20 protein-coding genes are annotated in these 26,037 nt (G+C 68.1%); 11 read left to right on the top strand and 9 right to left on the bottom strand.

The window, feature by feature from the left end; genetic code table 11:
* Positions 1-79: 79 nt before the first annotated feature.
* From VGU03_RS02265 to VGU03_RS02250, 4 genes are all read right to left on the bottom strand, one after another.
* Positions 80-1,648: a hybrid sensor histidine kinase/response regulator gene (locus tag VGU03_RS02265; protein WP_327478271.1), complete on the bottom strand. Its 1,569-nt coding sequence runs from the start codon at positions 1,646-1,648 to the stop codon at positions 80-82.
* 41 nt (positions 1,649-1,689) lie between these two features.
* Entirely contained in the window at positions 1,690-2,136 is a 447-nt protein-coding gene (locus tag VGU03_RS02260) for a response regulator (protein WP_327475963.1), read from the bottom strand.
* Positions 2,133-3,980 carry a sensor histidine kinase gene (locus VGU03_RS02255; protein ID WP_327478269.1) on the bottom strand — a complete coding sequence of 616 codons (1,848 nt, stop codon included), beginning with the start codon at positions 3,978-3,980 and terminating at the stop codon, positions 2,133-2,135. Before VGU03_RS02255 ends, VGU03_RS02260 begins: the two co-directional genes overlap by 4 nt.
* Positions 3,981-4,181: 201 nt before the next feature.
* Complete coding sequence (locus VGU03_RS02250; RefSeq protein WP_327478268.1) at positions 4,182-6,443, bottom strand: GH92 family glycosyl hydrolase; 2,262 nt, start codon at positions 6,441-6,443, stop codon at positions 4,182-4,184.
* A gap of 256 nt (positions 6,444-6,699) precedes the next feature.
* Between VGU03_RS02250 and VGU03_RS02245 the strand changes: the two genes are divergently transcribed.
* From VGU03_RS02245 to VGU03_RS02225, 5 genes are read left to right on the top strand one after another with little or no spacing between them, the layout of a single operon-like run.
* Positions 6,700-7,746 carry a LacI family DNA-binding transcriptional regulator gene (locus VGU03_RS02245; RefSeq protein WP_327478267.1) on the top strand — a complete coding sequence of 349 codons (1,047 nt, stop codon included), beginning with the start codon at positions 6,700-6,702 and terminating at the stop codon, positions 7,744-7,746.
* Positions 7,747-7,759: 13 nt separating this feature from the next.
* A complete protein-coding gene (locus VGU03_RS02240; RefSeq protein WP_414655923.1) occupies positions 7,760-9,082 on the top strand; it encodes a sugar MFS transporter in 1,323 nt (440 codons plus the stop codon).
* 10 nt (positions 9,083-9,092) lie between these two features.
* Positions 9,093-10,058: a carbohydrate kinase gene (locus VGU03_RS02235; RefSeq protein ID WP_327478265.1), complete on the top strand. Its 966-nt coding sequence runs from the start codon at positions 9,093-9,095 to the stop codon at positions 10,056-10,058.
* Positions 10,055-11,266 carry an AGE family epimerase/isomerase gene (locus tag VGU03_RS02230; protein WP_327478263.1) on the top strand — a complete coding sequence of 404 codons (1,212 nt, stop codon included), beginning with the start codon at positions 10,055-10,057 and terminating at the stop codon, positions 11,264-11,266. Before VGU03_RS02235 ends, VGU03_RS02230 begins: the two co-directional genes overlap by 4 nt.
* 14 nt (positions 11,267-11,280) lie before the next feature.
* Entirely contained in the window at positions 11,281-13,242 is a 1,962-nt protein-coding gene (locus VGU03_RS02225; RefSeq protein WP_327478262.1) for a M1 family metallopeptidase, read from the top strand.
* 221 nt (positions 13,243-13,463) lie between these two features.
* Here the strand turns inward: VGU03_RS02225 and ligD are convergent, their stop codons facing one another.
* Both ligD and VGU03_RS02215 read right to left on the bottom strand, forming a co-directional pair.
* On the bottom strand, positions 13,464-14,384 hold the full coding sequence (ligD, locus tag VGU03_RS02220; protein ID WP_327478260.1) for a non-homologous end-joining DNA ligase: 921 nt from the start codon (positions 14,382-14,384) through the stop codon (positions 13,464-13,466).
* A 112-nt stretch (positions 14,385-14,496) separates the two neighbouring features.
* Positions 14,497-15,453, bottom strand: coding sequence for a Ku protein (locus VGU03_RS02215; RefSeq protein WP_327478258.1), 957 nt, complete (start codon positions 15,451-15,453; stop codon positions 14,497-14,499).
* 103 nt (positions 15,454-15,556) lie between these two features.
* On the opposite strand from VGU03_RS02215, the gene VGU03_RS02210 reads away from it, so the two are divergent.
* The 3 genes from VGU03_RS02210 to VGU03_RS02200 are packed head-to-tail and all read left to right on the top strand — an operon-like array spanning position 15,557 to position 17,302.
* Positions 15,557-16,180, top strand: a complete 624-nt coding sequence (locus VGU03_RS02210) for a YceI family protein (protein WP_327478257.1) — start codon at positions 15,557-15,559, stop codon at positions 16,178-16,180.
* Positions 16,167-16,739, top strand: coding sequence for a cytochrome b (locus tag VGU03_RS02205; protein WP_327478255.1), 573 nt, complete (start codon positions 16,167-16,169; stop codon positions 16,737-16,739). Before VGU03_RS02210 ends, VGU03_RS02205 begins: the two co-directional genes overlap by 14 nt.
* Positions 16,736-17,302, top strand: coding sequence for a YceI family protein (locus VGU03_RS02200; protein ID WP_327478253.1), 567 nt, complete (start codon positions 16,736-16,738; stop codon positions 17,300-17,302). Before VGU03_RS02205 ends, VGU03_RS02200 begins: the two co-directional genes overlap by 4 nt.
* Before the next feature lie 25 nt (positions 17,303-17,327).
* Here the strand turns inward: VGU03_RS02200 and VGU03_RS02195 are convergent, their stop codons facing one another.
* Complete coding sequence (locus VGU03_RS02195) at positions 17,328-17,558, bottom strand: glutaredoxin family protein (RefSeq protein WP_327478251.1); 231 nt, start codon at positions 17,556-17,558, stop codon at positions 17,328-17,330.
* Between the two features lie 76 nt (positions 17,559-17,634).
* On the opposite strand from VGU03_RS02195, the gene VGU03_RS02190 reads away from it, so the two are divergent.
* Positions 17,635-19,017 carry an L-serine ammonia-lyase gene (locus VGU03_RS02190; RefSeq protein WP_327478249.1) on the top strand — a complete coding sequence of 461 codons (1,383 nt, stop codon included), beginning with the start codon at positions 17,635-17,637 and terminating at the stop codon, positions 19,015-19,017.
* A gap of 382 nt (positions 19,018-19,399) precedes the next feature.
* Here VGU03_RS02190 and VGU03_RS02185 read toward each other — a convergent pair whose 3' ends face one another.
* On the bottom strand, positions 19,400-20,281 hold the full coding sequence (locus VGU03_RS02185) for an EamA family transporter (protein ID WP_327478247.1): 882 nt from the start codon (positions 20,279-20,281) through the stop codon (positions 19,400-19,402).
* 127 nt (positions 20,282-20,408) lie between these two features.
* Positions 20,409-20,816 carry a helix-turn-helix transcriptional regulator gene (locus VGU03_RS02180; protein WP_327478245.1) on the bottom strand — a complete coding sequence of 136 codons (408 nt, stop codon included), beginning with the start codon at positions 20,814-20,816 and terminating at the stop codon, positions 20,409-20,411.
* A gap of 92 nt (positions 20,817-20,908) precedes the next feature.
* Here VGU03_RS02180 and VGU03_RS02175 point away from each other — a divergent pair, with 92 nt between their 5' ends.
* Both VGU03_RS02175 and VGU03_RS02170 read left to right on the top strand, forming a co-directional pair.
* The gene (locus VGU03_RS02175) at positions 20,909-22,984 is read left to right on the top strand and encodes a site-specific DNA-methyltransferase (protein WP_327478243.1); all 2,076 of its coding nucleotides are present in this window, start codon (positions 20,909-20,911) and stop codon (positions 22,982-22,984) included.
* Entirely contained in the window at positions 22,981-25,923 is a 2,943-nt protein-coding gene (locus tag VGU03_RS02170; RefSeq protein ID WP_327478241.1) for a DEAD/DEAH box helicase family protein, read from the top strand. The genes VGU03_RS02175 and VGU03_RS02170 overlap by 4 nt, the downstream gene beginning before the upstream one ends.
* The last annotated feature ends 114 nt before the right edge of the window (positions 25,924-26,037 follow it).

Here is a 26,037-nt window from a genome sequence, read left to right as displayed (position 1 = left end):
AGAGCTCATGCCCTGGTACTTCCCCGTTTACGGAGGAAGGTGCCCGTGAGGTGGATCGGGAGGCCTCGTGAAAGGCCTCCTATGCCTCCCCCTCGCGCCCGTCCAGCGCCTGGCGCATCGTGCGCAGCAGCTGCTGCGTGTTGATCGGCTTGTCGACCAGGTAGAGCCGCTCCATCAAAGGCAGTTCCTCCAGGTCGGGCGGCGCCTCGGGCCGGGCCAGCAGCAGCACGGCGCGCCGGTAGCCATGTTCGATCAGCGCCGCCAGCGTGCGTACGCCGGTGAAAAGATTCATGTCGGCGTCCATCAGCACCAGGTCCGGCACGCCGTGGGCTTCGATCCACTGCAAGGCCGCGGTACCGCTCTGGCTGGCATGCGGCTGGTAGCCGTAACCGTCCAGGATGTCGACCAGCAGCGACAGCGGGCCGGCCTCCTCCACCACCACCAGCACGCGTTCGGCCTCGCCGAGCAGGCTCTCGCCCTCATCTTCCTCACGCGCGACCTGCTCGACCGAAAACTCCTTGAGCGGTATGTAGAGATGGAAGGCGGTGCCCTTGCCCGGCTCGCTGTCCAGCCGCATCACGCCATCGTGGCTGGCGACGATGCGCTGGCAGGAAAGCAGGCCCAGCCCGGTGCCGCCTTCCTTGGTGGTGAAGAACGGCTCGAACAGGCGCGCGCGCACCTCCGGCGGCATGCCCGGGCCGGTGTCGGCGACGGTAAGGCGCAGGTAGCGTCCGGGACGCGGCGCCTCGCCGGCCAGGAAGAAATCGCCGGCCAGCTCGCATTCGGCCGCGATCACGCGCAGTTCGCCGCCCTCGGTCATCGCCTGGATCGCGTTGAGGCACAGGTTGAGCAAGGCCTGCTGCAGCTCGGTGTGGTTGCCCTCGAAGGTCAGTTCGCGGTCGTCCACCACCATTTCCATGCGCACGTTCCTGGGCACGCTGCCGCGCAGCAGCAGGCCCAGCGCATCCATCAGCGCGCCCACGCGCACCGGGTCGGCGCGGCGCGCGCCGCGGGCGAAGGAGAGCATCGACTGCACCATCTGCAGGCCGCGCCGCCCGCAGTCGCGCACCAGCGCGCCCAGTCGCGCCAGGCGCGGATCGTCCTGGTAATCCTGCAGGCTGTCGCCGGCCAGCAGCAGCGGCTGCAGCAGGTTCCGCAGGTCGTGGCTCAGGCCCCCGGCGAGCATCGCCAGGCTCTCGAAGCGCTGCGCGCGGATCAGCTCGGCCTCGGCGCGACGCTTGGCGCGCACTGCCTCCGCTTCGGCCAGCGCGCGGCGCACGGCGGTGGCCAGGCGCGCCGGGTTTTGCTTGAGGATGTAATCGGTGGCGCCGTTGCGCAGCGCCTCGACGGCGGCTTCCTCGCCCAGCGTCGCCGAGACATAGATGAAGGGCAGGTCTTCGTCGTGGCTCCGCAGCAGCTCCAGCGCCCGCTGCCCGGAAAAGCCCGGCAGGCTCAGGTCCGACAGCACGATGTGCGGTTCGAACTCGCGCAGGCAGGCGACGTAGTCGGCCTCGTCGTCAACCAGGCGCACCTCGTAGTCGAGGCCGTCGGCGTCCAGTTCGGCCTGGATCAGCTCGGCGTCGATCGGGTCGTCTTCGACCTGCAGGATGCGGATGGCGGGCAGCGCCCGCGTGTTCGGGTTGGGCATGCAGTCTCCTGCGCTCCTGTGTCGTTCCTTCGCCGGGACGGTCAGTCGTGTTCCGGCAACTGGTTGAGTACCGCCCAGAACCGGCCCAGCGTGCGCACCGCCTCGAAGAACTGGTCCACGTCCACCGGCTTGATCACGTAGGCATTCACGCCCAGATCCCAACTGCGCGCCAGGTCGCTTTCCTCGCGCGAGGACGACAGGACGACCACCGGGATCAGCCGCAGCCGCTCATCATCGCGCAGACGGGTGAGCACCTCCAAGCCATTCATGCGCGGCATCTTGATGTCCAGCAGGATCACCGACGGATCGACCGCCTCGCGGCCCAGCCAGGCGCCGCGGCAATGCAGGTAGTCCAGGCAGTCGACGCCGTCTTCCACATGCACCACCGGGTTGGCGAGGTTGGCCTCGCGCAGGGCGTCCAGGGCCATCTCGGCATCGGCCAGGCTGTCTTCCACCAGCAATACGGGCCCCAGGTGGCGGTTGTTCATGATGGACGCCTCGTGGTGCGCGCCTCGGCCAGTTCGGTGGCCGGCAGCGAGAAATGGAAGCTCGCGCCGCGCTCGGGCTCCGCCTCGGCCCAGACCCGGCCGCCATGGCGCGCGACGATGCGGCGCACATTGGCCAGGCCGATGCCGTTGCCCGGGAATTCGGAGGCGCGGTGCAAGCGCTGGAACACGCCGAACAGCTTGCCGGCGTACTCCATATTGAACCCCGCGCCGTTGTCGGCCACCGTGAAGACGTATTCACCGTCGCGGTCGCGCTCCACGCCCACGGCGATCTGCGCGACCTCGCGCCGCCCGGTGTACTTGACCGCGTTGCCGATCAGGTTCTGCCACACGGTGCGCAGCATGTTCTCGTCGCCGATCACGATCGGCAGCGGGCCGATGGTCCACTCGATCTTGCGCTCGCCCGCCTCGGACTCGGCCAGCGCGCGCGCCTCGTCCACCAGCGACTGCATGTCCACCGCCTGCAGTCTGAGCGCGCCGCGGCCCAGGCGCGAAAACACCAGCAGGTCGTCGATCAGCTGCGCCATGCGGGTGGCCGAGGTGCCGATCACGTCCAGGTAGTGCGCGGCGGTGTCGTCCAGGTGCTCCTCGATATGGCGCTTGAGCTTGCCGGTGAAGCCGGCGATGTGGCGCAGCGGCGCGCGCAGGTCGTGCGAGACGGAGTAGCTGAAGGCCTCCAGCTCGCGGTTGACGTCGGAGATCTGCTCGACCTTGCCTTCGAGCTGGCGATTGAGCTCCTTGACCTGCTGCTCGACCAGCGCGCGCGCGGTGACGTCGCTGACGGTGAGCAGCAGCACCGGCTCGTCGCCCTCGTGCTGCTGCAGGCGGCGGGCGTTGACCATGACGTGGCGATCGATGCCGCCCACCGTGCGCTGCACCAGTTCGTAGTCCCACAGCTCGCGGTTGTGCAGCAGCACGTCGCGCAGGCGCTGCAGCAGCGCGCCGTCGGTCCAGGCGCCCTCGCCCACTTCCTGCAGCGCACGCTGCTGGCTCTGTTCCTCCTGGGGCAGGCCGTACAGCTCGCCGAAAGCGGTGTTGACCAGCAGCGTGCGCAGCTGCGCGTCGAGCAAGGCGATCGGCTCGCGCACGGCCTGCACGATCATCCGCGAGCGGTGCACCGCCTGGCTCTCGCGCGTCTCGGCGCGCATGCGGCGGGCGATCTGGCGCTCGGACACGAACACGATGATCGACAGCAGCACGATCTGGGCGACCGACGTGATGGTCAGCACCAGCGCGCTCTGGAAGGCGCTGCGCTTGGCGTGCGCGCGGCGTTCCATCAGCAGGCTGCCCTCGTTGCGCACCACGGTCTCGATCTGCTGGTCCATGCGGAACAGCGTGCCGGCGTCGTGCAGCGCCGCCACCGCGCCGACGCGATCGCCGTGCTGGATGCGCGCAAGCGCCTGCTCCAGCAGAGCCAGCCGGCCGTTGGCCACGTTGCCCAGCGCGCCGATCGCCGCCTGCTGCGTGGCGTTGTCGCGGGTCATGTCGCTCAGCTGGCCCAGCAGGGCAGGCACGTCGTTGCCGGCCTGGCGGGCGCTCTCCACCAGCGAGGGGTCCCGGTCGCCCTCGAGCAGGCGGTAGACCGCCGCCTCGCTGCTGCGGGTGACGTAGGCGATGCGGTAGGTGAGCGACTTGACCTCGGAGGAGTGGGTCACCAGCTCGCCGGCCTCCATCGCATCGGTGTGGCTGGTGCGGGTGGCCAGGTAGGGCAGCAGCACGATGACCAGCACCGCGCAGAGCAGCCCGGCCATGCGCCACCGCGGCACACGCCAGCGGTACACGCCGCGGCGGATTCTGGGCAGCAGGGCGCGATGGCGGCTGGGCATGCGGCGGAGTCTTCCTCACTGGCTCGGCGGCCGCGCGGAGCTTACGGCGTACCGCCCCCGGCCGGTGAACCCGTGATGAAAGCGTACACCGCGTTAGGGATGGGTGACGGCAGATGGCCGTCGGCAGCCCGGCGCGGACGCCCGCTTTGCTCCCTCTCCCTTGGCGCAGCCGGGAGAGGAAGCCACTTGCCGTGAAGCCGGCTACCGGGCCGGCTGGGCCTGCATGCGGAAGTGCAGCTCGCCGCCGGCGAGGATCTGCCCATGGCGCAGGAACGGCTTGGCCAACGGCTTGCCGTTCAGGCTGACCTCGCCCACGTAGGGGTGCGCCGGGTCCAGCGGCGCGGCACTGACGGTGAACTCCTTGCCGTTGGCCAGGTGCAGCGTGGCGCGCTCGACGAAAGGCCGGCCGATCGCGTAGACGTCGCTGGCCGGCGTCACCGGGTAGAAGCCCAGCGCGGTGAACACGTACCAGGCCGACATCTGGCCCAGGTCGTCGTTGCCGGTGAGGCCGTCCGGACGGGCGGCGTACTGGCTGTCCATGATCTGCTTGAGGCGCTCCTGCGTCTTCCACGGCGCGCCGGCGTAGTCATACAAATAGGCGATGTGATGGCTGGGTTCGTTGCCGTGGGCGTACCAGCCGATCAGGCCGGTGATGTCCTCCACGTTCTTGAAACGCGCCGGGTCGACCTTTGCGTCGAAGACCTCGTCCAGGCGCCGGACGAAGGTGGCATCGCCGCCCGCGGCCGCGATCAGGCCGGGCACGTCCTGCGGCACGTACCAGGAATACTGGTAGGCGTTGCCTTCGGTGTAGTCGGTGCCGTAGCCGGCCGCCGCAGGGTCGAAGGGCTCGCGGAAGGCGCCGTCGCTCTTGCGCGCGCGCATGAAGCCGGTCTTGGCGTCCCAGGCGTGTTTCCAGTTGCCGGCACGCTTCTCGAAGGCGGCGGCAAGGTCCTTGCGGCCCATCGCCTTGGCCATCTGCGCCAGCGACCAGTCGTCGTAGGCGTATTCGAGCGTCTTGGAGGCGCCCTCGGGCTCCTTGTCGATCGGCACGTAGCCCAGCTTCATGTAGTCGGCCAGGTCGCCGTAGGGGCCATAGGTGGCGCTGGCGACCATGGCGTCCAGCGCCTTGCCGGCGTCGAAGCCGCGCACGCCCTTGACGTAGGCGTCGGCGATCACCGGCACGGCGTGGTAGCCGATCATGCACCAGGTCTCCAGGCCCTGGTACGCCCACACCGGCAGGATGCCGAAGGGGCTGGCCTCGCGCGCGGCGACGAGCGAACGCACGAAATCGGTGGAGAGGTCCGGCCGCAGCAGCACCATCAGCGGCTGCTGGGCGCGGTAGACGTCCCACAGCGACCAGGTCGAATAGAACTCGAAGCCCTGCGCCTGGTGCACGGCATGGTCGGGGCCGCGGTATTGGCCGTTGGCGTCCATGCTCAGGGTCGGCGAGAGCATGGCGTGGTAGAGCGCGGTGTAGAACTGCGTGCGCAGGGTGCCGGGTGCGTCCACGTCGATCACCGCCAGCGCCTTGTCCCAGGCGGCCCTGGCCTCGGCGCGACGGGCGTCGAAGTCCCAGCCCTTGCCGTCGGCGTCGAGGTTGGCGACCGCATTGGCCGCGCTCACCGGCGAGATCGCCACCTTCACTTCCAGCGGCCTGGCCAGCACCCCGAAGTCGAATACGCCGACCAGCGCGCGGCCGTTCTGCGCATCGTGGTCCACCGGCTGGTTGCCCGGTCCCTTGAAGCCTTTGTAGACGATGCCGCTCTCGCGGTCGTACAGCGTGCGCGAGGCGATCGGCTGATTGAAGCGCATGGCGAAGCACAGCTCCCGCCCCGGCGCCCAGCCGCGGGTGGTACGGCAGCCGCTGACGGTGCCGTCGGCCGCCACCTCGAGCTTCGACCACAGCACCTTGCCGGGGTAGTCGTAGATGCTCGGACGCAGGTCCAGCAGCAGGTGGGCGCTCTTGCCCTTGGGAAAGGTGTAGCGGTGCCAGCCCACGCGGCGGCCGGCGGTGAGCTCGGCGCGGATGCCGTAGTCGGCCAGGGTCACCGCGTAGTAGCCGGCCTGCTCGACCTCGCTGGCATGCTCGAAGCGCGAGCGGTAGCCGCTGCCGGGCTTGGCCGGGTCACCCGGCTCCAGCTTCACCTCGCCGGCGATCGGCATCACCAGCACGTCGCCCAGGTCCGAATGGCCAGAGCCGGAGAAGTGGGTGTGGGAGAAACCCATGATGGTGGTGTCGCCGTACTGGTAGCCGGCGGCCCACTTGTAGGCGTGCTTGAAGTCCGGCATCGCCGTGTCGGGCGACAGCTGGATCATGCCGAAGGGAACCGTGGCGCCGGGAAAGGTATGGCCGTCGCCACCGGTGCCGATGCGCGGGTCGACGTCGCCCGCATGGCTGGCTGCAAGAGCAAGGCCGGGCAGCAGGGCCAGGGCGAGGACCAGGCGAGGCAGGCTCGGGCGCATGGGGGTCTCCGTTTGGATCGTTCCAAACGGGCAAGCTATCAGCGCCGGGGCGGGTATGCATGTTGCGGTGCGTGAATGGCCCGGCGTAGCAACGCGTCAGACCCGGCCTCCATGCACGGCGCCTTCCTCCGTGAACGTGGGGATGTGCCGACAGACGGAAGGAGGCGACCGGCGCGCACACCACCCTTCGCGAAACTCACGCTTGCACCCACCGGCCAATCGACTACATTTGGATCGTTCCAAACCAGGCCGCCCCATGGACAGCACTCCCCCGCTCGGCCGCAAGGTCACGGTACGCGACATCGCCGCCGGTTGCGGCGTCTCGCGCGCGACCGTGTCGCTGGTGCTGCGTGGGAGCCCGCTGGTCAACAAGGACACCCGCGCCCGCGTCGAGGCCGAACTGCGCAAGCAGGGCTACGTGTACAACCGCGCCGCGGCCAACCTGCGTCGGCGCACATCGTCCTCGATCGCGCTGGTGATCAACGAACTGGCCAATCCCTTCTTCGCCGAATTCGCCGCGGGCGTGGACGAGATCGTGGGCGAGGCCGGCATGGTCACCCTGCTCGGCTCCTCCAGCGAGTCGCCCCGGCGCGAGCAGGCCGTGCTCGGCTCGATGATCGAGCACGGCCCCGGCGGCATCATCCTGTCGCCCGCCGAAGGCAGCGACGCCCGCCACGTGCTCGCTGCGGTGGGCGCACGCACGCCGCTGCTGCTGTTCAACCGCGAACTGGCCGGCGAGCAGCCGGAATACGCGCACTGGGACACGCTGCTGCTGGACAACCAGCAGGGCGCCCGCGAGGCCACCGCGCACCTGGTCGCCCAGGGCCACCGACGCATCGCTTTCTTCGGCGGCCACCGCGATTCCAGCTCCTGCCGCCAGCGCCGCGCCGGCTACCGCGAGGCGATGCAGGCCGCCGGTCTGCCGGTGGCGCCGCACTGGGAAGTCGAGTGCGCGCCGACCCGCCTCGATGCGGCACGCTGCGCCGAGGCGCTGTTCGCCGGCGATCCGGCGCCCACCGCGGCGGTCTGCTACAACGACGCGGTCGCGCTGGGCCTGATGCACGGCCTGACCCAGCGCGGCCTCGCGCCCGGCCGCGACTTCGCGCTCACCGGCTTCGACGACATCGCCGAAGCCGCGCTCGCCGCGCCTTCCCTGACCACGCTCGCCGCCGCGCCACGCGCGCGCGGCCGCCAGGCGGCGCAGATGCTGCTGGAGCGGCTGCGCGACCCGACCGCGCAGGCGCGCCGTATCGTCGCCCCCGTCCAGCTGGTGATCCGCGCCAGCAGTTGCCCGCCCGCCTGACCAGGAGCCTTCCATGGCCTTCGCCAACGCACCTGCCCCAACGCCCGTCGCCTCCGCGGCGGGACCGCGCGATCGCTACACCGACAATCCGGTGGCGCTGGGCGTGGTCACCACGATCTTCTTCATGTGGGGCTTCCTCACCTGCCTCAACGACATCCTGATCCCGCACCTCAAGGCTCTGTTCGAACTGAACTACGCCCAGGCGATGCTGGTGCAGTTCACCTTCTTCGGCGCGTATTTCCTGATGTCGCTGCCGGCCGGCTGGGCGGTGGCGCGGCTGGGCTACAAGCTCGGCATCGTGGCGGGACTGGCGATCGCCGGCGTCGGCGCGATGGGCTTCTGGCCGGCGGCGGGGCTGCATTCCTACCCCGCGTTCCTGGGCGCGCTGTTCGTGCTGGCCACCGGCATCACCGTGCTGCAGGTCGCGGCCAATCCGTACGTGGCGCTGCTCGGCCCCGAGCGCACCAGCTCCAGCCGGCTCACCCTGGCGCAGGCGCTCAACTCCTTCGGCACCTTCCTGGCGCCGCACTTCGGCGGCCTCCTGATCCTGAGCGTCGCGGTGAAAAGCTCGCTGGAGGTGGCGCAACTGTCGCCTGCGGCGCAGCTGGCCTACCGCACGCAGGAAGCGCAGACCGTGCAAGGCCCCTACCTGGGCCTGGCCATCGCGCTGTTCGCGCTGGCGGTGCTGGTGTATCTGTTCCGCCTGCCCGCGCTGGAGGAAGCCACCGAGCAGGCCGACCGCGGCCGCCACACCCTGCTCGATGCGCTGCGCGTCCCGCACGTGCTGTTCGGCGTGCTCGCGATCTTCTGCTACGTGGGCGCGGAGGTATCGATCGGCAGCTTCATGGTGAGCTACCTGACCCTGCCGCGGATCGGCAACATGCCCGAGACGAGCGCCGCAACCTACGTGTCGTATTACTGGCTGGGCGCGATGATCGGCCGCTTCGCCGGCTCCTGGCTGATGACGCGCTACTCGCCGCGCGCACTGCTGGCGCTGTTCGCGCTCGTCAACATCCTGCTGCTGGCCACCACCATGAGCACGGCAGGGATGACCGCCGGCTGGAGCATCGTGGCGATCGGCCTGTTCAACTCGATCATGTTCCCGACCATCTTCACGCTGGGCATCGAGCGGCTCGGGCCGTTGACGGAGAAGGCGTCCAGCCTGCTGATCATGGCCATCGTCGGCGGCGCCGTCGTGCCCTTCGCGCAGGGCGCGCTGGCCGACCGCATCGGCGTGCAGATGGCCTTCGTGCTGCCGGCGCTTTGCTACGCCTACATCGTGTTCTACGGCCTGCGCGGTTCGCGCGTCGTCGACGCGCCGACGCTTGCGCGCTGAGGGCCGGGGCATGGCGCAGGACATCCTCTGTTTCGGCGAGGCGCTGATCGATTTCCACGCCGAAGGCAGCGGCGACGGCGGCTTCCCGCGCGCCTTCGTGCCCTTCGCCGGCGGCGCGCCGGCCAACGTGGCGGTGGCGGTGGCGCGGCTGGGCGGCCGCGCGCGCTTCGCCGGCATGCTCTCGACCGATCCCTTCGGCGATTTCCTGCTCGACAGCCTGCGCCGCGCCGGCGTCGGCGTGCAGGACGTGGCGCGCACGGCCGAGGCCAACACGGCGCTGGCCTTCGTCAGCCTCGACGCCCGCGGCGAGCGCAGCTTCAATTTCTACCGCCCGCCTTCGGCCGACCTGCTGTTCCGGCCGGAGCATTTCCGCGCCGGCGCGTTCGACGACGCCGCGGTGTTCCACGTCTGCTCCAACAGCATGACCGATCCGGAGCTGGCCGAAACCACCCGCGAAGGCATGCGCCGCGCACAGGCCGCCGGCGCGCTGGTGAGCTTCGACCTCAACCTGCGCCCGGCGCTGTGGCCACGCGAATCGAACCCGCGCCCGTCGGTGTGGCCGGCGTTGCACCTGGCCGACGTGGTGAAGCTGTGCGCCGAGGAATTCGCCTGGCTGGCCGAGCACGATGCCTTGCCCGGCCGCCTGTGGCAGGGCCGCACGCGCCTGCTGGTGGTCACCGACGGCCCGCGGCCGCTGCGCTGGTTCCGCCGCGACGCGAGCGGCGAACTGCCCTGCCCCCAGGTCGCCGCAGTCGACACCACCGCCGCGGGCGACGCCTTCGTCGGCGGCCTGCTGTGCCGGCTCGCCGCACTGGAAACGGGCGGCTTCGACGCACTCCTGCGCGATGACGCGGCGCTGCGCGACATGCTCGCCTTCGCCGCGGCTTGCGGCGCGCTCACCGTCACCCGCCAGGGCTCGTTCACCGCGATGCCGAGCGCGGCGGAAGTCCACGCCTTCCTGGAATCGAACCGATGACCACCCTGCCCGACTTCCGCAGCGAGCATTTCCTGCGCGAGCACATCGCCCGGACCATGGCGTTCTACCACCCGCGCGCGATCGACCCGGCCGGCGGCTTCTTCCAGTACTTCAAGGACGACGGCACGATCTACGACCGCAGCCACCGCCACCTGGTCAGCAGCACGCGCTTCGTCTTCAACTACGCGCTGGCGGCGATGGAGTTCGAGGATCCGGACTACCTCGAGGCCGCCCGCCACGGCCTGCACTACGTGCACGAGGTGCACCGCAACCCGGCCACCGGCGGCTACGCCTGGACGATCGCCGATGGCCGCCCTGAGGACCGCACCAACCACGCCTACGGGGTGGCCTTCGTGCTGCTCGCCTGCGCCAGCGCGCGGCGCGCGGGCATCGTCGAGGCCGCTCCGTGGATGGACGAGACCTGGGACCTGCTGGAGAAGCGCTACTGGGACGCCGAGGCCGGCCTGTACAAGGACGAGGCGGACGAGCACTGGAACTTCTCGCCCTACCGCGGCCAGAACGCCAACATGCACATGTGCGAGGCGATGCTGGCCGCCTACCAGGCCAGCGACGACGTGCGCTACCTGGACCGCGCCCTGCTGCTGGCCGATAACATGACGCGCCGCCAGGCCGCCAAGGCCAACGGCCTGGTGTGGGAGCACTACGACGCGGACTGGAACGTCGACTGGAACTACCACCGCGACAACCCGCGCCACCTGTTCCGCCCGTGGGGCTTCCAGCCCGGTCACCAGACCGAATGGGCAAAGCTGCTGGTGATCCTCGAATCGCTGCTGGCCGAGCGCGGCCGCGAGGAGCGCTGGCTGCTGCCGACCGCCCGCCACCTGTTCGACACCGCGCTGATGCGCGCCTGGGACGACAAAAACGGCGGCATCAGCTACGGCTTCGCCCCCAACGGCACGGTCTGCGACGGCGACAAGTACTTCTGGGTGCAGGCCGAGTCGCTGGCCGCCGCCGCGCTGCTGCATGCGCGTACCGGCCTGGCCGCCTATGACGAGTGGTACGTGAAGCTGTGGACCTACGCGTGGCAGCATTTCGTCGACCACAAGTACGGCGCGTGGTATCGCATCCTCACCCACGACAACCGCAAGTACGACGACGAGAAGAGTCCCGCGGGCAAGGTCGACTACCACACCATGGGCGCCTGCCACGAAGTGCTCGCGCTGATCCGCGCCGGCGGCCAACCGTAGCCACAGGGGATTGCATGAAAGCTCTCGCTCTTTCCATCGCCGGCGCGCTGGCGCTGGCCGCCGGAATCGCGGCCGCCGCCGACGCGCCGCGCTTCGACCCGCTCAAGACCTTCGCTCCGTTCACCTACCCCGACCCGGTCAACGCCTACCGCTCGGCCGACGGCCGGCCCGGCCCGCTGTTCTGGCAGAACCGCGCCGATTACGCGATCGAGGCCACGCTCGATCCAGCCAGCCGCCTGCTGACCGGCCGCGAGACCATCACCTACACCAACCACAGCCCCGGCGCGCTGGACGTGTTGTGGCTGCAGCTGGACCAGAACCGCTACAGGCCCGACGCGCGCGGCGCCTTCACCAGCCAGTTCCCCACCGAGTTCACCAGCGGCTATCGCATCGCCTCGGTCGAGGTGGAGGACGCCCAGGGTCATCGCCAGCCGGTCAAGTGGCTGGTCTCCGATACGCGCATGCAGGTCCGCCTGCCCGAGGCGGTCAAGGGCAACGGCGGCAGCGTGCGCGTGCGCATCGCCTGGAGCTTCACCGTGCCGGGCGAGTTCGGCGGACGCATGGACGTCAACGCCAGCAAGAACGGCGACATCTTCGAGATGGCCCAGTGGTACCCGCGCCTGTGCGTCTACGACGACCTGCGCGGCTGGGACACCGCCCCTTACTTGAACAGCGAATTCTACCTCGAGTACGGCGACTTCGACTACAAGGTCACCGTGCCCTCGGACATGATCGTGGCCGGCTCCGGCGAGCTGGTGAACCCCAAGGACGTGCTCACCGCCACGCAGCTCAAGCGCCTGGACGAGGCCCGCCACAGCGACAAGACGGTGATGATCCGCACGCCGGCCGAAGTCACCGACCCGGCCAGCCGGCCCAGGCAAGGCGGCACGCTGACCTGGCACTTCCGCATGCACGACACCCGCGACGTCGCCTTCGGCGCCTCGAAGGCGTTCGTGTGGGACGCCGCCCGCATCAACCTGCCGCAGGGCAAGACCGCGCTGGCGATGTCGGTCTACCCGGTGGAAAGCGCGGGCGACGCCGCCTGGGGCCGCGCCACCGAGTACCTCAAGGCCTCCACCGAGTACTTCTCGAAGGAGTGGTTCCCGTATCCCTGGCCGGTGGCGATCAACGAGGCCGGCACCGCCGGCGGCATGGAGTACCCGGGCATCACCTTCGATGCCAAACGTGCCCGCGGCAAGAGCCTGCACATGGTGATCGCGCACGAAATCGGGCACAGCTGGTTCCCGATGATCGTGGGTTCCAACGAACGCCGCCACGCCTGGATGGACGAAGGCTTCAACACCTTCATCGACATCGGCGAGGCGGACGCCTTCGGCCACGGCGTGTACGCGCCCAAACGCGACAGCGAATACGCCCCCAAGGGCGGCAACCCAGCCGACGAGATCGCCCAGGTGCTCGCCGACGCGGACGCGCCAGCCCTGCTCAACGGCGCCGACGAGACGAGCGAGAAGTACCGCCATCCGATCAGCTACTTCAAGGGCGCCTTCGGCCTGGTGCTGCTGCGCGAGCAGATCCTGGGGCCGGAGCGCTTCGACGACGCCTTCCGCAAGTACATCGCCACCTGGGCCTACCACCATCCCTCGCCGTCGGATTTCTTCCGCTTCATGGAGAGCGAGGGCGGCGAGGACCTGGGCTGGTTCTGGCGCGGCTGGTACCAGCACAACTGGCCCTTCGACATGGCAGTGCGCAAGGTCGAGCCGATCGACGGCGACTGGTCGCACGGCGCCGCGGTGACGGTGGCCAACCTCGACCCGCTGGTGCTGCCCAACACGCTGCGGCTGACCTACGACGACGGCAGCCACCAGGACGTGCGCGTGCCGGTGGAGACCTGGCAGCAGCACCGCGAGTACGTGGTACGGGTGGCCGGCACGCGCAAGGTGGTGTCGGCGCAGCTGGATCCTTCGCATGCGCTGCCCGACGCGGACCGGTCCAATGACGTGCTGCGGGTGAAGTAAGGCAAGGGCCTCCCCCTCTCCCCAACCCTCTCCCCCGAGCAGGCTCGGGGGGAGAGGGAGCCATGGGGCCTTTCGCATAGGCCCCCTGCCCTCCCACCCAGGGAAGAACTGGCAAGCCTGCCTCATATGCTCCCTCTCCCCCGGCCCCGCCGGGGGAGAGGGTTGGGGAGAGGGAGAGGCTCTTCAGTACGTTGACTGAAAGCCGCCCACCGAGCAGCCACCTACTGCTTCGGCAACCGCTGCTGCAACTTGGCCATCCCGTCCCACGGATCGGCCTTCAGGCTCCGTGCCCGCTCCAGCGCCGCCCGCATGCCGAACGCGGCCCCGCTTTCGATCTTGCCCAGCTCCTCCCAGCGCAGCGGCATCGCCACCGGCGCCCCGGCGCGCGCCCGCAGCGACCAGTTGCAGACGCTGGTCGCGCCACGCGCGTTGCGCAGCCAGTCGATGAAGATCTTCCCCTCACGCTTGGCCTTGCTGGCGGTGGCGATGTAGCGCCCGGGATCCCGCTCGACCATCGCGTCGGCCAGCGACTCGCAGAACGCCTTGACCGCCGGCCAGCCCGGGCCGCGCCGGAACGGCACCACCACGTGCAGTCCCTTGCCGCCGCTGGTGCGCACGAAGCTCGCCAGGCCGAGCCGGTCCAGCTGCCCGCGTATTTCGCGTGCGCCCTCCACCACCGCCTCCCACGCCACGCCAGGCGCGGGATCGAGGTCGAGCACGATGCGATCGGGCGAATCGGGCTTGTCCACCCGCGAGCCCCAGGGATGGAACTCCAGGGTGTTCATCTGCACCAGCTGCAGCAGGCCGGTGAGGTCGCGGATGTAGACGTACTCGTCCTCGCCCTCCTTTTCCTCCAGCGGGATGGCCCGCACGCTGCTGCCCAGCTTGGCCGCGTGGTGCTTCTGGAAGAAGCAGGCGCTGTCGGTGCCGCCGGGGCAACGCACCATCGACAGCGGCCGGTTGGCCAGTTCGGGCAGGATCCAGTCGGCCACCGCCGCGTAGTAGGCGGCGACCTCGCCTTTGGTGATGCCGTCCTCCGGATAGACCACGCGCGAGGGGTGGGTGATTCTCACGCCCTGCACCGTCGCGCCGGCGTCGCGGCCTGGAGCAGTCGTCGTCGCGGCCTGGTGGTGTGCGTTCACGCCGAAGTCCTCACGTCACAAGGGCAGCTGGCAGAAGGGCTGCGGCACGGCCGCCGGAGCGCGCGCTTCACGCCCGGGCCCTGCCCACGCAACGAGCAAAAGGCGCACCGCCTCAACCTGCCTTGCGGCCCTTGCGGGTCGCTGGCGCCTTCTTGGCCGGAGCCTTGCGGGATGCGGCCTTCTTGGCCGCCGGTTCGGCCTTCTTGGCGGCAGCCTTCTTCGTCGCCGGTTTCTTTGCCGCCGCCTCGTCCTCGCCGCGCGCGGGCGTGCGCTGCTTGTTCTCGATGCTCTTCTTCAAGAGCGACATGAAGTCGACCACGTTGGTGGTGGCATTGGCGTGCGCCGGCTCCTCTTCCTCCAGCGCGGTGGTGATGCCCTTGCTCTTGAGTCGCTGCTCGATCACGGCGGTGAGCCGCTCGCGGAATTCGTCGCGGTAGTTCTCCGGCTTGAACTTCCCGGCCATCGACTCGATCAGTTCGCCGGCCATCTCCAGCTCGCGGTCGCTGATGCGGTAGTCGGCCACCGGCTTGTCCGGCAGCGCGTACTCCTCCGCGCTGACCAGTTCCTGCGGGAAGCGCAGCAGGATCAAGAGCAGCGCCTCGTCCTGCGGCATCACCGCGCACAGGTATTCGCGCGTGCGGATGACCACGCGCGCGATGCCGATCTTGCCGGTGCGCTTGAGCGTCTCGCGCAGCAGCACGTAGCCCTTCTCGGCCTTCTTGCCGGGCACCAGGAAGTAGGGCTTCTCGAAGTAGGCCGGAGTGAGCGCGTCGGCGTCGATGAAGCTGTCGATCTCCACCGTCTCGTGCGTCTCGGGCGCAGCGTTCCTTATGTCCGACTCCTCCAGCACCACGTAGTTGCCCTTGGAGTACTCGTACGCCTTGACGATGTCCTTCCAGGGCACTTCATCGCCCGATTCGGCATTGACGCGCTCGTAGCGCACCGGCTGGTTGTTGCGCTGGTCGAGCATGCGGAAGTGCAGGTCGATCCTTCGCTCGGCGGTCATCAGGCGGATCGGGACGTTGAGCAGCCCGAACGACAGCGTGCCGGTCCAGATGGGGCGAGCCATGGCTTACCTCCATAATGGCGGGTTTCGATGGTAGCCACGCGGCCCGTGCACGAAATGCCAAGGCGCGGTAGCGCGGACGCGGCCTATCGTCCAGACTTGGCCGATGAGCGCTCTGCCCGCCGCCGCCCGCCTGCTCGCCTGCGCCGCCCTGTCGTGGCCGCTGACCGGCCAGGCGGCCGCGCATCGCTACCGCTACGACACGGTGCACAGCCAGATCCTCTTCAGCGTCGACCACGACGGCTACTCGCGACCGTTCGGCCGCCTGCACATCGCGAGCGGCTGGCTGCGCTTCGACCCGGACGACTGGAGCCATGCCGCCACCGAGCTGGACATCGACCTGGCCAGCCTGGACATGGGCGATTCGGAGTGGAACGCCGCGGTACTCCAGAGCGCCTTCCTCGACGCCGCGCACCAGCGCTACGCGCACTTCGCCAGCACCTCGGTCGAGCGCACCGACGCCACCCACGGCGTGCTGCACGGGCAGCTCACCCTGCGCGGCGTCAACCGCGGAGTAAGCATCCCGTTTACCTTCAACCGCGAGGCGCGCACCATCTTCGGCCTGCACACCATTGCCGGGTTTTCCGCCACCGCCATGCTCGACCGCACCGATTTTGGCATGACCTCCAACCTGGGCTCGATCGGCCGGCGCGTATCGCTGTGGCTGGAAGTCGAAGCCATCCGAGAACAACGCAGCCCCGCCAAGGAAACCGACCATGCTGCGCAATGATGCCTACCGCTGGGGCGCCGTCGCCAAGTTCTTCCACTGGACGATCGCGCTGCTGATCCTGGGCAACGGCGTATTCGGCCTGCTGATGGATCTGGCCAGCACGCCGATGCAGAAGGTCAACTGGCTGGCCCTGCACAAATCGATCGGCCTGACCGTGCTGGCCCTGTTCGTGCTGCGCCTGCTGTGGCGCCTGGGCAACCGCCCGCCGCGCGAGCTTCCCGCGCCGCGCTGGCAGCTGCTGGCCGCGCGCGCGGTGCATGGCCTGCTCTACGTGCTGGTGGCGGCGCTGCCGCTGTCGGGCTGGTGGTTCAACTCGGTGCGCGGCTACCCGCTGCAGTTCTTCAAGCTGTTCAACCTGCCGGCGATCGCCGCGAAGAACCCGGACCTGCGCCGCCTCTCGCACGAAGTGCACGAGTACCTGTTCTGGTTCCTGCTGCTGGTGCTGCTCGCCCACGTGGGCGCGGCGCTCAAGCATCATGTGTTCGACCGGGACGACGTGCTGCGCCGCATGTGGCCGTTCGCCCGCCTCCGTCAAGGACCGAAGGGAGATTCCGCATGACCCTGTCCGCCACCCGACGCCTCGCCCTGCTGCTCTGCCTCGCTCTGCCGGGTGCCGCCGCGGCCGCCGACTACCACGTGCAGCAGGACAAGAGCACGCTGGGCTTCACCGCCACCTTCCAGGGCGCGCCGTTCCAGGGCAGCTTCTCGCAATGGCATGCGGACATCCGCTTCGATCCGGTGCGCCTGGCCAACTCGAAGTTCGACGTGACGGTGGACACCACCAGCGCCGCCACCGGCGACGCCGACCGCGATGGCGCCCTGCCGGGCGCGGATTTCTTCAACGCGACCAAATACCCGCAGGCGCACTACCTCACCACCGGTTTCATGCGGCTGGACGGGACCCGGGCGATCGCGCACGGCAACCTGACGCTGCGCGGCGTCAGCCACCCGCTCGACCTCACCGTGACCTTCACGTCGCAGCCCGGCGGAACCGCGTTGATGGACGTGACCGGCACGCTCAAGCGGCTGGACTACGGCGTGGGCGGCGGCGAATACGCCGACACCTCGGTGATCGGCGACAAGGTGACGATCCAGGCGCATCTGGTGCTGTCGGCGAAGTGAGGTAACACCCCCGCTAGCCCTTGCCTCAGCCCCGCACGAACGCCGCCACCGCCTCCGCCTCGAACGGCCAATCCAGCTCGCGCCCATCGCGCACGTCGCGCAACACCGGCACCCGCGCGCCATAGCGCGCCTCCAGCGCCGGATCGTCGTCCACCCACACGCTGTCGAAGTCCGGCGCGCGCGCCTGCGCGAGCACCGCCAGCGCCTGGTCGCACAGGTGGCAGTAGTCGCGCTGGTAAAGGACGAGGTCGGCCATGCGGTAGCGGACGGACTGCCAAAGGTGAAGGGGGCGCGTAGAATAACGGCTCCGTCTACCACACCGCAGCGCGTTCATGGCCGTCAGCGTCTTCGACCTCTTCAAGATCGGCATCGGGCCGTCCTCCTCGCACACGGTGGGGCCGATGCGCGCAGCCGCGCGCTTCACCGAGCACTGGCTGGAGGAGAAAGGCGTGCTCGACCGTGTCGTGCGCGTGCGCGCCGAACTCTACGGCTCGCTGGCGATGACCGGCCGCGGCCACGGTACCGACAAGGCGGTGCTGCTGGGCTTCGAAGGCCACTATCCGGACAAGGTGGATGCCGATCTCATCCCCGACATCCTCGCCCGCATCCGTGGCACCGCCCGGCTGCGCCTGCTCGGCCGCCACGAGATCGCTTTCGACGAGAAGAGCGATCTGGTCTTCAACAAGCGCCAGAAGCTGCCCTTCCACACCAACGGCATGCGCTTCTCCGCCTACGACGCCGACGGCAACGAGCTGGCTACGCGCGACTATTACTCCGTCGGCGGCGGCTTCGTGGTCAACCAGGACGAGGCAGCCGAAGACCGCATCGTCGCCGACACCACCGAGCAGCCCTACCCGTTCTCCACTGGCGAGCAACTGCTCAGCCTGTGCGAAAAGCACGGCCTGACCATCGCCCAGCTGATGATGGCCAACGAAAGCGTGTGGCGCCCCGAGGCCGAGACCCGCGCCGGCCTGCTGGCCATCTGGAAGGCCATGGCCGACTGCGTCGCCCGCGGCCTTCGCTCGCCCGGCACCCTGCCCGGCGGCCTGCACGTGGCGCGGCGCGCGCCGGCGATGGCCGAGGAACTGCGCAACCAGCCCGAGGCCGCGCTCAAGGACCCGCTCACGATCCTGGACTGGGTGAACCTGTATGCGCTGGCGGTCAACGAGGAAAACGCCGCCGGCGGCCGCGTGGTCACCGCGCCCACCAACGGCGCCGCCGGCATCGTGCCGGCCGTGGGCCACTACTACCTGCGCTTCTGCCCGAAGGCGGACGAGAACGGCATCATCGACTACCTGCTCACCGCCGCCGCCATCGGCATCCTCTACAAGGAGAACGCCTCGATCTCCGGCGCCGAGGTCGGCTGCCAGGGCGAGGTAGGCGTGGCCTGCTCGATGGCCGCCGGCGGCCTCACCGCGGCGCTGGGCGGCAGCATCTGGCAGGTGGAGAACGCCGCCGAGATCGGCATGGAGCACAACTTAGGGCTAACCTGCGACCCGATCGGCGGCCTGGTGCAGATCCCCTGCATCGAGCGCAACGCGATGGGTTCGGTCAAGGCCATCAACGCCAGCCGCATGGCGCTCAAGAGCGACGGCAAGCATCGCGTGAGCCTGGACAAGGTCATCAAGACCATGCGCGACACGGGCCGCGACATGAAGGACAAGTACAAGGAAACGTCGCGTGGCGGCCTGGCCGTCAACGTCATCGAGTGCTGATGCCTCCGGCTCCCTCTTGCTTGCAGGGAAGCGGGCTTGTGCGGGCGCTGGCGCTATTTGGCCAGACGGCGAAGAGCTTCCGATCGCCTTCGGCGCTCGGGTCACTTTCTTTGCTGGCCCAAAGAAAGTAACCAAAGAAACGGCCTGGCTCAGCCCGGTGAGGGATAAGAGCTAGGTGCCGCCTCGCCTTGCTTGGTACGTCGCATGCTCATAGAGGAGCTGCAGCCGCTTTGCCGCGGGCGCTCGGGAGCTGAGGCAAGAAAAAGCGCGGGTTTTGGCCGGGCGGCGCCGTGGCTTTGCCCCCTCTCCCCTCCGGGGAGAGGGTTGGGGTGAGGGGCGGGGCTTGCGGGAAACTTTGTGCGCCCAGGCGCAAGTCCTTTACCTACCCGAGTCCCTCCACCCCCACCGGTTTGCGCACGCTCAACGCCGTGCCTGCCGCGGCCACGATGATCGCCCCGATCGCCAGCCACTGCACCGGACTCAGGTGCTCGCTGAGCAGCACCACGCCCGCCAGCGCCGCGATGGCAGGCTCCAGGCTGAGCAGGGTGCTGAAGGTGCGTGCCGGCAGACGCGTGAGCGCCACCATTTCCAGCGAATAGGGCAAGGCCGAACTCAGCACCGCCACGCCCACCGCATAGGGCAGCAGCGCCGACGACAGCAAGGCGGCGCCCGCGTGCGCCACGCCGAAGGGAATGGCCAGCAGTGCACCGACCGAGGTGCCCCACGTCACCGCATCCCCGCCGTAGGCGGCGCCCGCCTTCTGCCCGGTGACGATGTACAGTGCCCAGCCCAGCCCTGCGGCAAGCGCGTACATCACGCCTTCCGGATCGAGCGCATGCGCCTGACCGCGCAACGGCAGCAACAAGGCCAACCCCGCGATCACCAGTGCGATCCATACGAAGTCCAGCAGCCGGCGCGAACCGATCATGGCCAGCACCAGCGGTCCGGTGAACTCCAGCGCCACCGCCAGCCCCAGCGGGACCGTGCGCAGCGACAGGTAGAACACCAGGTTCATGGCCCCCATCGACAACCCGTAGGCCCACAAACCGCGCCAGTCCCGGCCGTCCCGCAGCCGCCGCCACGGCCGGCGCCACGCCAGCAGGATCAGCGCGCTGATACCCAGGCGATAAGCCGTCGCCCCTTGCGCCCCCACCTGCGGAAACAGGTGCTTGGCCAGCGAGGCGCCGCATTGATACGAAACCATGGCGACCAGCAGGGCGCCGATCGCGATGGCGATCTGGGTAGCATCCGAACGCGAGGACATGGGGAATCACGACAGGGAAGGCTTCCCATGATGCCAGCAAGTCGCGAGCCTTTAGGCGCTTCCTCTCCTCTGCGGGGAGAGGGCTGGGATGAGGAGCCGGGCTCGCGGGAAGCCTTCCTGATCGCCCTTACCGTCCCTTGCCACGCCCCTGAGCGAGTAGGTTAATCAACTCGCGCACCAGCTTGCGCTGCGCTTCCGGCAACAACAGAAACTCCTCGAACGCGAGCCGATCGTGGCCCAGCACATGATCGGGCCATGCTGTATGCGTCTCGCGCACGCCCTTCGACGCAGCTCCGTACTCAAGCTCGTGCGGGGGCAAGCCTACGATTTTCGCCAGCGCCCGCATGTTGGCCTTCTTGGGCATGTGCTTGCCCGTGAGCCAGCCGGAGATCGCTTGCGAGGTCACGGTGCCGCCGCCGTGGCGGGGTACCAGTACCTCCAGCACTGCCGGGCTCGTCTCGATGCCGGCCGCCTCCAAGGCGGCCGCAAGACGTTTGGCAAAGGCGATCGATTCGCTCGTCATGGCGGCGACCATAGGTCGCCACCCACCTCAGCCTAGAAACTTTTGCTTTATAGATATCGAAAGTTTTGCTTTCATTGGCGATCGTACCACTGCCAGGCGTCGCCATGCCCAAGTCCCTGCTCGAACAGCTCCCCGAGATCGTCGCCCGTGGGCGCCAGCAGGCGGAGAAGATCCTGGAGCACCTCGAGGGGCGTCATCGCGTCAGCCTGCAGACGCGTGAATGGGTGTTGCCCTCGCGCGACACCCGCGACAATGACTGGATCGCTGCTGCCAGCCGACAGGCGCGCCTGGATGCGGAAGGCGAAGCCAGTTGGACCAACCGACTGATCTACGGCGACAACCTGCTGACGATGGCTGCTCTATTGGCGGGCGACGAGAACACGCCCAGCCTTCGAGGCAAGGTCGATCTTATTTATATCGACCCGCCATTCGATTCCAAGGCTGATTACCGCACGAAAGTAATGCTGCCTGGAGCAGAACTGGAGCAGCGGCCGACAGTGATCGAACAATTTGCCTACTCAGACACTTGGTCAGACGGAACGGCGTCGTATCTAACGATGATTGTTCCGCGATTAGTGTTGATGCGCGAAATGCTTGCGCGCACCGGGTCGATCTATGTGCACTTAGATTACCATGTGAGTCATTACGTAAAAATAGCCATGGATGAAATCTTTGGCAGAAGTAATTTTCTAAATGAAATAGTGTGGCAGCGATTCAATTATCACGCGGATGCGAACCGCTTTGGCATCGTGCATGACAACCTCCTTTTTTACTCGAAAACGGAAGATTATTTTTTCAATAAACAATTCACCGATCTGAAGCAGGATTATCAAGAAAGTCACTTCACCCAGGTCGATGCCGATGGCAGACGATATCGCTTGGACAACGCAACTGCTCCCGCACATGGCCGAACGGGAAAACCAATGCGCTTTGGGGACAAAACTATCGAACCTCCTGCGGGAGCCATGTGGCGTTGGAACCAGACGAGCATCGATGAACTCATGGCAAGTGGAAAAATTGTCTTCACTGCAAGCGGAAAGCCTGCCGTCAAGCGATATCTGGACGAATCCAAAGCAGCGGTACATTCGCTTTGGCATGACATCAAACCTCTTAATTCGCAAGCGGTCGAACGCCTGCAGTACAACACCCAGAAGCCCGAGTCCCTCTTGACACGGGTAATTGAGGCATCGACTCCCGCGGCCGGACTGGTTGCCGATTTCTTCGGTGGCTCTGGCACCACCGCCGCCGTCGCCGAAAAGCTCGGCCGCCGCTGGATCACCACGGACCTCGGCAAACCCGCCTGCATGATCATGCGCAAGCGACTGATCGACCAGGGCGCCAAGCCATTCCTCTACCAGGCTATCGGCGACTACCAGGTCGAGGCGGCCAAGAGCGCGATGGGCCGCAGCTTCCGCGTGGGCGACCTGTCGGCCATCGTGCTGTCGCTCTACGGCGCATTGCCGCTGCCGGCGGAAGAAAACCCGCTGCGCAACCTCGGCGCGGTCACCTTCGCCGGCAAGAAGACGCTGGTCCTGGTCGATTCGCCCAACAAGCTCACCGGCGATGCCACGCTGCGCCGGGCGATCGCCCAGCGCGACAACCTGATGGGCGGCTGGGACCGCGTGGTCGTGCTGGGCTGGAACTTCGAGCCCGCGATCGGCCAGAGCATCACCGCGCTCAACGACGACCGGCTGGAAGTGCTGGTGATCCCGCCCGACCTGCTCGACCGCCTGAAGAAGAAGGGCGGCATCGAAAAGCTGCGCGGCCAGGTGCGCTTCTCCAGCCTGCAGTACCTGACGGTCAGGCCGATCCGGCGCGAGCGGCTGGACGGCAGCGAACAACTGCACGTCTCGCTGCAAAACTACGTGCTGCTATCGCCCGAGGCGATCAACCTGGACGACGAAAACCGCCAGAAGCTGGTGCGCGTGATGAACGCCGAGCCTCTGGCGCTGATCGAGTACTGGGCGGTGGACCCGGACTACGACGGTGAGGTGTTCCGTTCCGTGTGGCAGGACTATCGCGGCAATACCGCCAACGATGACGACGCGCTGCGCGTGGTCACCGAGGCGCGCTTCGCCGTGCCGCGCAAGGCCGGCGAGCGGCGCGTGTGCGTGCGCGCGGTGGACGTGTTCGGCTTCGAGGCCGAGGTAGTGCAAGCGGTGGCGGAGCCGAAGGCATGAGCGCGATCGAGCAGCCGCTGGCGCTGGCCGCCGCGCTTACCCGCCGTACCGACCAGTTGTGCGTCGGACTGGAACAGGGCGTCGCGGAGCTCTACGACCAGGTGACGCCAGTGACGGCCGAACTGCTGCGCTGGTGGTTCGGCGACGAGACTCGTCAGTCGCGCACGGTCAACTTCCACTCGGGCCAGCGCCAGGCAATTCTCAACCTGATCGTCGCGCATGAGGTGCTGGCGAGTCCCGACCTGGCCGACCTGTACCGCCAGGTGTGCGAGCCGGCCTTGCTCGAAGGCATGCGGCTGAGCGACGTAGCGCAGGCCAAGAACGGTCATCCGAAGTACTGTCTGAAGATGGCCACCGGCACCGGCAAGACCTGGGTGCTGCAGGCGTTGCTGATCTGGCAGTTGCTCAACAAGACCGCGGCGCTCAACGAAGGCCGCGACGACCCGCGCTTCACGCGCCGCTTCCTGATCGTGGCGCCTGGCCTGATCGTGTACGAGCGGCTGCTGGATGCCTTCCTGGGCAAGGAGCGCGAGGACAAGAGCCGCGACTTTTCCACCTCCGACATCGCCAGCTTCGCCGAGCTGTTCGCACCTCCGGCTTACCGCGAACGCATCGCGCAGTTCGTGCGCGGCAACGTCTGCGCCAAGAACGAGATCGGCCTGAAGGCCACCGGCAACGGCATGATCGCGATCACCAACTGGCACCTGCTGAGCGATGCCGGCGAGGAGATCGAGCAGGACGAGGCCGAGTGGATCGACGCGCCCGGCATGGTGGCCGACGCCTCCTCGGTCGCCTACGCGGTGCTGCCGCTGGCGCCCGGCCGCGCCGCCGGCAACAGCCTGGAGACGCTGGACCGGCGCTGGGCGCGTGGCAACCCGCTGGCGTACCTGGCCGAGCTGCCGGACCTGATGGTGTTCAACGACGAGGCGCACCACATCCACGAGCTGAAGTCCGGCGGCGAGACCAGCGAAGTCGAGTGGCAGAAGAGCCTGTCGATCATCGCCGAGGGCAAGGGCCGGCGCTTCGCGCAGGTGGACTTCTCGGCCACGCCGTATAACGACGTGGGCACCGGCAAGCGCAAGGCCAAGGTCTATTTCCCGCACATCGTGGTGGACTTCGACCTCAAGGCCGCCATGCGGCTGGGCCTGGTCAAGTCGCTGGTGCTGGACAAGCGCAAGGAACTCGGCGCGCTGCCGCTGGAGTTCAAGGCCGAGCGCGACGAGGCCGGCAACCCGACGCTGTCCGAAGGCCAGCGCGTGATGCTGCGCGCCGGCCTACAGAAGCTGCGCAAGCTGGAGGCGGACTTCGCCCGCCTCGACCCCACGCGCCACCCCAAGATGCTGGTGGTGTGCGAGGACACCACCGTCACGCCAATGGTCACTCAGTTCCTGCAGGACGAGGGGCTGCACGAGGACGACGTGCTGCCCGTCGATTCCGGCAAGAAGGCCGAGTTGGGCGAGAAGCAATGGGCGCCGCTGCGCCAGCGGCTGTTCAACGTCGACCGCCATGCCCAGCCGCGCGTGATCGTCAGCGTGTTGATGCTGCGCGAGGGCTTCGACGTCAACAACATCTGCGTGATCGTGCCGCTGCGTTCCAGCCAGGCTCAGATCCTGCTGGAACAGACCATCGGCCGCGGCCTGCGCCTGATGTGGCGCGACCCGGAATACGCCGACATCAAGCGCGAGAACCGCGAGCACATCAACCGCGGCGAGGAACCGGGCTCGCTGATCGACATCCTTTCGATCGTCGAGCATCCAGCGTTCCAGAGCTTCTACGACGAGCTGATGCGCGAGGGGCTGGTCGGCGCGAGCGGCGACGAAGACGAAGGCAGCAGCACAGGCGACATGGTGCCCGCGGAGCTGCGCGAAGGCTACGAGCGCTACGACTTCGCCATCCCGTTCGTTCTCCGCGAGGCGGACGAGAGCCTGGAACACCAGCCGATCGACGTGCAGGCACTGGCGCCGTTCAGCGCGATGAGCCGCGACCGGCTCGCCGCGCTGCTCGGCAAGGGCGACACCTTCACCTCGCAGGACCTGCAGAGCAGCACGCTGTTCGGCGACTACCGCGTCGATGGCGCGGCGATGAACGTAAGCGGCTACAACGAACTGCTCTCACGCCTTACCCGCCGCGTGAGCCAGGCACTGAGCTTCCCGTTGCCGGGCGGCAATCGGATCAGCCCGCGCATGGAGCGGCCCTACCTGCAGGTGCATACCGCGGCACTGGCCACCGCGCTCGACGAGTACATCCGCGAGCGGCTGTTCGGCGGGCCCTTCGAGCCGTTCGCCGACGAAGGCTGGCGACTGTTGCTGCTGCAGCCGGTGATCGAGCACATCGTGCGCGTGTTCGGTCTGGCGCTGAAGGAGAGCGAGGAGCTGCCGGTGGTCGGCCGGACCGAAGTGCGCCACCGGCGGCTTTCGGAGGTGACCCGGATCATGGTGCGCGAAAGCGCCTCGCTCGAGGTGGGCAAGTGCATCTACACGCGCCTGTCCTATCCCGCGCGCAGCGGCGGCCTGGAGCGCGCGTTCATCGAATGGGCGCAGACAGACGCCAGCGTCGAGGCGTTCTGCAAGATCAGCGAGAACCGGCATGACTTCGCGCGCCTGCGTTACATCAAGGAGGACGGCTTGGCCGCGTTCTACATCCCTGATTTCCTGGTGCGCACCGACGAGGGGATCTACCTGGTCGAGACCAAGGCCCAGCAGCAGGTGATCCACGCCAACGTGCAGCGCAAGCTCAAGGCCGCGGTGACCTGGTGCGAGCGGATCAACGCCCTGCCACCCCACCTGCGCGGCGAACGACCGTGGCACTACGCCCTGCTGGGGGAATCGATCTTCCACGACTGGCGCCAGAAGGGCGCCCGCCTGACGGAGCTGCTGCAGTTCTGCCGCGCGCGGCCGCGCGCGACCGCCACAGCGCAGGCCGGCTTGCAGTTGGACTGAAGCGCTCTTTTCTCGGTCCGACCGCGGCTCGGGCGATTACTGCATTGCCGCATGCAAGCCCTGGTGTGCGATGCTACCTTCCATATAGATCGATCTAAACGGTGGGAATCGTGG

This window comes from Frateuria sp. (assembly GCF_035944355.1).
GTDB lineage: Bacteria > Pseudomonadota > Gammaproteobacteria > Xanthomonadales > Rhodanobacteraceae > Frateuria_A.
The sequence above is the reverse complement of the archived record's forward strand: the minus strand, read 5'-3'. Positions and strand labels throughout refer to the sequence as shown.

Excerpts from the sequence above, each read along its gene's own strand:
- VGU03_RS02265 (WP_327478271.1), bottom strand. The coding sequence starts at position 1,648 with ATGCCCAACCCGAACACGCGGGCGCTGCCCGCCATCCGCATCCTGCAG.
- VGU03_RS02260 (WP_327475963.1), bottom strand. The coding sequence starts at position 2,136 with ATGAACAACCGCCACCTGGGGCCCGTATTGCTGGTGGAAGACAGCCTG.
- VGU03_RS02255 (WP_327478269.1), bottom strand. The coding sequence starts at position 3,980 with ATGCCCAGCCGCCATCGCGCCCTGCTGCCCAGAATCCGCCGCGGCGTG.
- VGU03_RS02250 (WP_327478268.1), bottom strand. The coding sequence starts at position 6,443 with ATGCGCCCGAGCCTGCCTCGCCTGGTCCTCGCCCTGGCCCTGCTGCCC.
- VGU03_RS02245 (WP_327478267.1), top strand. The coding sequence starts at position 6,700 with ATGGACAGCACTCCCCCGCTCGGCCGCAAGGTCACGGTACGCGACATC.
- VGU03_RS02240 (WP_414655923.1), top strand. The coding sequence starts at position 7,760 with ATGGCCTTCGCCAACGCACCTGCCCCAACGCCCGTCGCCTCCGCGGCG.
- VGU03_RS02235 (WP_327478265.1), top strand. The coding sequence starts at position 9,093 with ATGGCGCAGGACATCCTCTGTTTCGGCGAGGCGCTGATCGATTTCCAC.
- VGU03_RS02230 (WP_327478263.1), top strand. The coding sequence starts at position 10,055 with ATGACCACCCTGCCCGACTTCCGCAGCGAGCATTTCCTGCGCGAGCAC.
- VGU03_RS02225 (WP_327478262.1), top strand. The coding sequence starts at position 11,281 with ATGAAAGCTCTCGCTCTTTCCATCGCCGGCGCGCTGGCGCTGGCCGCC.
- VGU03_RS02215 (WP_327478258.1), bottom strand. The coding sequence starts at position 15,453 with ATGGCTCGCCCCATCTGGACCGGCACGCTGTCGTTCGGGCTGCTCAAC.
- VGU03_RS02210 (WP_327478257.1), top strand. The coding sequence starts at position 15,557 with ATGAGCGCTCTGCCCGCCGCCGCCCGCCTGCTCGCCTGCGCCGCCCTG.
- VGU03_RS02205 (WP_327478255.1), top strand. The coding sequence starts at position 16,167 with ATGCTGCGCAATGATGCCTACCGCTGGGGCGCCGTCGCCAAGTTCTTC.
- VGU03_RS02200 (WP_327478253.1), top strand. The coding sequence starts at position 16,736 with ATGACCCTGTCCGCCACCCGACGCCTCGCCCTGCTGCTCTGCCTCGCT.
- VGU03_RS02195 (WP_327478251.1), bottom strand. The coding sequence starts at position 17,558 with ATGGCCGACCTCGTCCTTTACCAGCGCGACTACTGCCACCTGTGCGAC.
- VGU03_RS02190 (WP_327478249.1), top strand. The coding sequence starts at position 17,635 with ATGGCCGTCAGCGTCTTCGACCTCTTCAAGATCGGCATCGGGCCGTCC.
- VGU03_RS02185 (WP_327478247.1), bottom strand. The coding sequence starts at position 20,281 with ATGTCCTCGCGTTCGGATGCTACCCAGATCGCCATCGCGATCGGCGCC.
- VGU03_RS02180 (WP_327478245.1), bottom strand. The coding sequence starts at position 20,816 with ATGGTCGCCGCCATGACGAGCGAATCGATCGCCTTTGCCAAACGTCTT.
- VGU03_RS02175 (WP_327478243.1), top strand. The coding sequence starts at position 20,909 with ATGCCCAAGTCCCTGCTCGAACAGCTCCCCGAGATCGTCGCCCGTGGG.
- VGU03_RS02170 (WP_327478241.1), top strand. The coding sequence starts at position 22,981 with ATGAGCGCGATCGAGCAGCCGCTGGCGCTGGCCGCCGCGCTTACCCGC.